Raw genomic sequence first — 6981 nt, 5'->3', positions numbered from 1 at the left:
TATGTTATGGGGATTATTAAAGAATATCATAATAGAGGAATAGGTAGAGATTTAGTTGAAAGAGCCATAAGTTATTTGATAAAGAATAATTATAAATTTTTAATGGTTAAGACTCTTGGAGAAAGTCATCCAGATAAGAATTATAAAAAAACAAGAGAATTTTATAATAAATTAGGATTTTATCCAATCGAAGAAATTAAAGGAATTTGGGGGGAACATAATCCTTGTCTTATAATGGTAAAAGGTTTATATGAAGGTATAACCAATGTTTAAGCATATAATTGATAATGATATTGAACTAAGATTAGTTGACATTCATCACGCAGAGGAGATGTTTAAATCAATCGATTCAAATAGAGAACATTGATTATGTACATTGTATTATATATGGAATACTGAGAAAAGAATGGAGTACCAGTGAGCTGCAATATGATGTATAAGCTAAATCAAGATATAGATAAAACAAGCTTTTTTAAGCTCTTTTCAAAATCCTCATCAGCTTGAGGATCCCTTTTTTTGAACTTAGTATAGATATTTTGTTTTCTTCGTAAGGTTTGGTGAATATGTCTTCTGTTCAATATTTCACCAATATTATCCTCTGTAATGAATAATCCATTTTGATTAATACAATAAGCATTTTTTGCTAACCCCATAGCTGCCAGGCCATAGTCCTGGCTAATCAATATATCACCAGGTTTAATCCTATTTACTATGTAATAATCGGCACTATCCTTAGATATATCTACAGTTACGATTTCTGCATAAGGGTCATCTAATTCTACTGCATAATTTTTAACTATTACTATTTTAATATTATTTTCTTCAGCGATTCTTATTGCAATATCAACTACAGGACAACCATCAGCATCAACAAAAATAGTCATTCAAACACCTCTAATTAATCATTATTCTCCCCAGGGAAATTCCTCAAGAAGGGCTTTTGCTTTTTCATACGTGGATTCTTCTACTAATATATCTGTGCCATAGATGGAAAAACCACTAGATATTCTCATATAGCCACCGCTGGCTGGGTCTTTGAGGATATATGGGATATTATTTTCATCTAGTATATTTTCTATAAAGTTTAATTCTACAGGATGGTTTACCGTTTTTAAAAGGACCATTTCTATATCATCTTTATAAATCTCCCTATTAATATCAGACTTTTTATTTGACATATAATTCCCTCCTAAGATTATTTTATCATATATAAAATATATACCCATATGGTAGGTGGATTATTAATAAATTGTTAAAAATGAAATAATCATAGAATATTAAAAAGGATTTCCATATAAAAAATTGAATAGATATAATAATGGACTAGAATTATTAGAAGAATTAGGGGTGACAAAATGACAAAAAGAATTAGGCTGGCTAATTTACCTACCAAAATAGAGAAGTTAGATAGATTGAGCCATGAGTTAGGAAAGAATATCTATATTAAAAGAGATGATCAAACAGGCATAGAAATATCAGGTAACAAGATAAGGAAATTAGAGTTTTCTGTAGGAGAAGCCTTGGAAAACAACTGTGATTATTTGATTACCTGTGGTGGAATCCAGTCCAATCATGCTAGGGCTACAGCTGCAGTGGCAGCTAAGCTAGGATTAGGTTCATACCTTGTATTAAGGGGAGATGAAAAGGAAGAAGCAGAAGGCAATCTATTTCTAGATAAGATGCTTGGTGCAAATATAAGATTTGTAACATCAGAAGAGTATAAAAACCATAGGACTAAAATAATGGAGGGCATAAGGATACAATTAGAAGAAGAAGGGTATAAAGGGTATATAATTCCAGAAGGGGCCTCAAATGCCATAGGTTCTCTAGGCTATGTAAATGCCATGGACGAGATATTAAAACAAGAAAAGGAACTAGGAATTAAATTTGATTCCATAGTAGTTACTGTAGGCTCTGGTGGCACCTATGCAGGTCTATATTATGGAAACTATATAAGGGATAATCCTGCTAAGATTTATGGTTTTAATATCTGCGACAGCAGGGAGCATTTTCAAGAAATAGTGGGGGACTTATTAGGGGACATTGCCACTTATACAGGTAAGGAGATCCCTGTAGACAAAAAGACAATTGACATAATAGATGGATACCCAGGATTAGGCTATGCTTTGAGTCAAACTGAAGAAATACAATTTATTCACTTCTTTGCAAAGTTAGAAGGAATAATATTGGATCCAGTATACACCGGTAAAGCCATGTATGGACTGGTTAATGAAATAAAAAGGGGCAGCTTTGATAAACATGAAAACATATTATTTATTCATACAGGAGGATTATTTGGGTGGAATAGCGATCAGAGAGGATTGCTTAAATGATATAATATTTGCTAAAATATAATTAGTATACTTTGTAAAAAGGGGGCCGCTATGAAAAAGTTACTTTTACTACTTTTAATATTTTCTATCATGATGTTTAATACTGCTTGTGCCAAGGAATCAATAGAAACCATTGGTATAAGAGGAGAGATTAAGGAAATATATACTGATGAGGAAAGTGCACTGATACAGAGTATTATAGTGGAGGGGCCAGTGGAAGATGATACTATGTATGATAGTGCTAGTATTACAGTAGATAATAATACAACTATCTACAAAGGGGATGAAAAAGTAACCGTTGAAGACCTAGAGGAAGGCTTAACAGTAGAAGTAATATTTGATGGAGCCGTTGCAGAATCCTATCCGGTTCAGGGAACAGCTAAGAAGATAAAAATACTAGGAGATTAGGGGGGGTATTATGTTTAAATTAGATCCAATAAAAAACATGAATCAAGAGGAAAGATTAAAATATATGAATTTGCTATTAAAATCTCAACTAAGTTCAGAGGAAGATCCTTTAGCCAATATATCCAATGCAACAGGTATAATCATGGCTTGTGTAGATAGGCTTAATTGGGCGGGTTTTTATATATTGCGGGGAGAACAACTGGTACTAGGACCTTTTCAAGGTCTTCCTGCTTGCAACAGAATAGATATAGGCAAAGGCGTATGTGGCACAGCCGTTAAAACCAGGGAGGTTCAGCTAGTTCCTGATGTCCACCAATTTCCAGGACATATAGCCTGTGACTCAGCCTCCAATTCGGAATTGGTAATACCAATTATAAAAAGGGATAAAGTATACGGGGTATTAGACTTAGACAGTCCAGAGAAGGATAGATTTACTCAATTGGAAAAGGAATACTTCATCAGATTTGTAGATATACTAAATGAATATATAGATTGGGAATGTATATAATTTTGGGACGGCGAGAACCGTCCCTTACTGTCTCATTGTTGGAGTTTATCTTATCTCTTTAACCTCAATTATCTCCTGTATTACCTGGTATTCATTGTTAAATATTGGTCTATTTAGATACTCCATCTCACCGTCTTGATTATCACATGGATCTTGCCTTAAAAATTTCTTCTCGGGATAGAAATCGTACTGAAATTCAGAATTAGCCACCATTCTAAAAGGGTCTAGGTTACCAAAGTAAAAATTCCATCTCTTTTCATTTCCCCGTCTCAATGCACCGCCGCCAAAGGATGGATCAGCAAATAGCCAACCAAAGGGCTCTATATAGAACTCTGCCCAATCATGGGAGCCAATAGAATATGGATTTACTACTAGTCCCGATTGCCATCGAGCTGGAATTCCCATTATTCGACAGAGGGTGATAAATAGCATAGCTTGTATGCCACAATCTCCCTTCAGATTATAAGCAGCATATTCAGGAACATTTACTATGGTGGCATATTGTCTTACATAGGAATATTGTACATTTTCGGTAATGTAATTATATATTTTCCTTGCCTTTAATAGGGGATTTTTTTCATCTTCCACAATGGAATGTGCCAATTCCACTAGAAAAGGGGTAAATCGTATATGGGGAAGCCATTCTTCAGTATAAAAAGTAGGTTGGTTTTGGGAAACCCTATCAGCAGATGTATTTTTATATTCAATATGGCTTTCATAGGAATACTCTACTGTAAACTCATCTTCTCCCTCCACTACCTCTTCAAAATAGATGGTCCTTTGGGGATGACTAGTAGGTGCAATAAATTTAGGTTCATGGGAAGTGTTTATTATTTGGATGTTTTTTATCTGCTGAGCTTCTCTAGGAATAGGCAGGTGAACCCTTATGGTTTCTCCCTTCATTGCATACTTAGGATCTAGCTTTAATCCAACTTTTACATGGATAAAATATTTTTTTCGGCCATTTTCGATAATATCATCAATAACTTTATCCAATATATTAGGAGTATCTTCCCTTGGGTTGATTAGTCTTTTTTCTAAAGTAGGATGAACCTTAATGGAGTTTTCTAAGAACCTCTTGTGAAATCTAATTTCCCCATCTATGTAAATCCAATCTGCATATCTTTCGTCTTTAATATATTCTAATTCTTCCACCGTAAAACCTTTAATATTATCCTGGGCTAAGGCTAAAGCTTCATCATAGGAGTAGGTATAATCTTCTTTAAACCTTCTAATCCTATCCTTTTCAAAAGATAATCTGTCTTTTAGCATTTGGGGAATATTTCTCGTCATATATAAATCTATTAGTTCAAATGCCTTATCAAAGTTCCCATAATTAACTAGCTTATTTATATCCTCAGGTAAATCTAACATTAAGAATCTATAATCCTTCAAAACAATCCCTCCTATAGTAAACTATCCACTTTAATATATTATATAGTTAGTTAGGTAAATTTAAAAGTATATAGTTTATATATGAGCATAAAAGTAGGAAAAATCACCTTGATTTTAGTTTAAACTTGTGATACATTGTGTATATATAGTATATGAATACAAAGGAAACACTATATATAGGGTAGGAGGGGTTTTATGTTAAAGGTTGAAAAGAGAAATGGCATGATTGTCAATTTTGAAGGAGAGAAAATAGTTAATGCCATTTGTAAAGCTATGGCTGAAACAGAACTAGGAGTAGATGAAACCATAGCTAAAAAGATAGCAGATAAAGCATTTAATACTTTCAGCACTTCAGATCTGGTACATATAGAGAAAATTCAAGACTTTGTAGAAATTGAACTCATGGGTTCTCGACCAGATGTGGCTAAAAAGTACATTTTATATAGAGATAAACGGGCTAGACTTAGAAAATATGGTTGGGAGATGTCGGATTTACAAAGGGATATATATGAGAAAAAATATAGATATGAAAATGAAAGTTTTGATGATTTCTTAACTAGGGTAAGCGGTTGCAACAATTATATTAAGAAGGCTATAAAGGACAAGAAATTCATGCCTGCAGGGAGAATATTAGCAGGAAGGGGTTTGGACAAGTATGGTAGGAAGATTACACTTAGTAATTGCTATGTGATGCCTAAAGTTGAGGACAATATCGAATCCATATTTGATACGGCTAAATACATGGCTAGGACCTATTCCTATGGTGGAGGGGTAGGACTTAATCTATCTAAACTAAGGCCTAAGGGAGCAAAAGTAAATAATGCAGCCAATACCACTACTGGTGCAGTATCCTTCATGGATCTATTTTCCCTAGTTACAGGACTAATTGGCATGAAAGGTAGACGGGGGGCTTTGATGCTCAATATGGATTGTAGTCATCCAGATATTGAGGATTTTATCGATGTGAAAAATGATTTAGACAAGGTAAATTATGCCAATATATCCATCAATATTACTGATGATTTCATGAAAGCTGTTGAAGAAGATAGGGAATATGAATTGTATTTCTATGTAGATGCTACTGGTGAAGAAATTAGAAAAGTTGTAAAAGCTAGAGAGCTATTTAGAAAAATAGCGGAAAACAACTGGAATATGGCCGAACCAGGTATATTATATCAAGATCGCATTGATTCTTGGCATTTAATGAGTGAAGACGATAGCTTTGAATTTGCAGGGGTAAATCCTTGTGCTGAGGAGACCTTACCAGGTTATGGTTCCTGTAATCTATCCTCTATAAACCTAAGCGAATTCGTCAAAAACCCATTTACACCTAAAGCAGAATTTGACATTGGAAGATTTGAAGAAATGGTAAGGGAGGGGGTTATCTACTTAAATGAAGTACTAGATGAAAATATGAATCTTCATCCATTGGAGAAACAAAGAGAAATGTCTAGGGATTTAAGGCAGATAGGTCTTGGTCTTATGGGAGTAGCCGATATGTTCATCAAGATGGGAGTCAAATACGGCAGTCAAGAATCTATAGAATTAATCCATCAAATAGGGAAAGTGTTGATAAACGAGGCTTTAAGGCAGTCAGCCCTTTTAGCAGCAGAACATGGGCCCTTCCCTAGATACAAAGAAGAGGCGGTTTTAAAATCACCATTTTTGTTATCCAATGCAGAGGAAGATGTACTTCAATTGATAAAAAAGCATGGTCTAAGAAATTCTCAACTTTTGACTATACCACCAACAGGAAGCATATCTACATTGATTGGATGTAGCAATGGGTTGGAGCCAATATTTCAAGTATCTTATACTAGAAAATCTGAATCCCTTCATCATGAGGACACTTACTATAAGGTGTTTACTCCTATAGTGAAGGAATACATGGATAGAAACGGTATAACCAGGGAAGAGGATTTGCCAGATTTCTTTGTAACTACCTCAAACTTGGATTATAAATCTAGAATAGAAGTGCAAGCGGCATGGCAACAGTATATAGATGCTAGTATATCCTCTACGGTGAATGTTCCCAATGAATTTACTGTGGAAGAAGTAGAAGAACTATATATGTACGCTTGGAAGAAAGGTCTCAAAGGGGTTACCATATATAGGGATGGCTGTGCTAGATCGGGAATACTAATCACAGATAAATCCAAATTAAGCAGACTTGAAGAGATTGAAAAATTGCAGCAGGAAATAGATGAACTGGTGCAAGAACAGTTAAAAGAGGATCCAGATAATTGTCCTATGTGTGGTGGTGTTTTAATCCATAGCGGTGGATGTTCCGAATGTCAAGATTGTGGATATAGTCCTTGTTCAATATAAAAATCCTGC

At 34.4% G+C, this 6981-nt stretch carries 8 protein-coding genes; 5 read left to right on the top strand and 3 right to left on the bottom strand.

What is annotated here, in order from left to right; all coding sequences use genetic code 11:
- Positions 1–273, top strand: a 273-nt coding sequence (locus C3E88_RS00960; protein WP_236908182.1) for a GNAT family N-acetyltransferase, incomplete at its 5' end; no start/stop codon positions are given.
- Between the two features lie 173 nt (positions 274–446).
- On the opposite strand, the gene C3E88_RS00955 is transcribed toward C3E88_RS00960, so the two are convergent.
- Complete coding sequence (locus C3E88_RS00955; RefSeq protein WP_236908181.1) at positions 447–884, bottom strand: YaiI/YqxD family protein; 438 nt, start codon at positions 882–884, stop codon at positions 447–449.
- Positions 885–905: 21 nt separating this feature from the next.
- Complete coding sequence (locus C3E88_RS00950; protein ID WP_236908180.1) at positions 906–1178, bottom strand: putative signal transducing protein; 273 nt, start codon at positions 1176–1178, stop codon at positions 906–908.
- 177 nt (positions 1179–1355) lie between these two features.
- On the opposite strand from C3E88_RS00950, the gene C3E88_RS00945 reads away from it, so the two are divergent.
- Genes C3E88_RS00945 through C3E88_RS00935 form a run of 3 tightly spaced genes read left to right on the top strand, consistent with a single transcriptional unit; the run spans position 1356 to position 3249 of the window.
- Positions 1356–2333: a D-cysteine desulfhydrase family protein gene (locus C3E88_RS00945; protein WP_236908179.1), complete on the top strand. Its 978-nt coding sequence runs from the start codon at positions 1356–1358 to the stop codon at positions 2331–2333.
- Between the two features lie 51 nt (positions 2334–2384).
- The gene (locus C3E88_RS00940; RefSeq protein ID WP_236908178.1) at positions 2385–2741 is read left to right on the top strand and encodes a DUF3221 domain-containing protein; all 357 of its coding nucleotides are present in this window, start codon (positions 2385–2387) and stop codon (positions 2739–2741) included.
- Positions 2742–2751: 10 nt separating this feature from the next.
- On the top strand, positions 2752–3249 hold the full coding sequence (locus tag C3E88_RS00935) for a GAF domain-containing protein (RefSeq protein WP_236908177.1): 498 nt from the start codon (positions 2752–2754) through the stop codon (positions 3247–3249).
- Positions 3250–3294: 45 nt separating this feature from the next.
- Here the strand turns inward: C3E88_RS00935 and C3E88_RS00930 are convergent, their stop codons facing one another.
- On the bottom strand, positions 3295–4644 hold the full coding sequence (locus tag C3E88_RS00930) for a transglutaminase-like domain-containing protein (RefSeq protein WP_236908176.1): 1350 nt from the start codon (positions 4642–4644) through the stop codon (positions 3295–3297).
- A 195-nt stretch (positions 4645–4839) separates the two neighbouring features.
- Here C3E88_RS00930 and C3E88_RS00925 point away from each other — a divergent pair, with 195 nt between their 5' ends.
- Positions 4840–6972 (top strand): adenosylcobalamin-dependent ribonucleoside-diphosphate reductase, encoded by a 2133-nt coding sequence (locus C3E88_RS00925; RefSeq protein WP_236908175.1) that lies wholly within the window; start codon positions 4840–4842, stop codon positions 6970–6972.
- Positions 6973–6981: the final 9 nt, after the last annotated feature.

The sequence above is a fragment of the Clostridium sp. Cult3 genome, assembly GCF_021655115.1.
GTDB lineage: Bacteria > Bacillota > Clostridia > Tissierellales > Tepidimicrobiaceae > PPXY01.
This window is presented reverse-complemented; position numbering and strand designations above follow the sequence as displayed.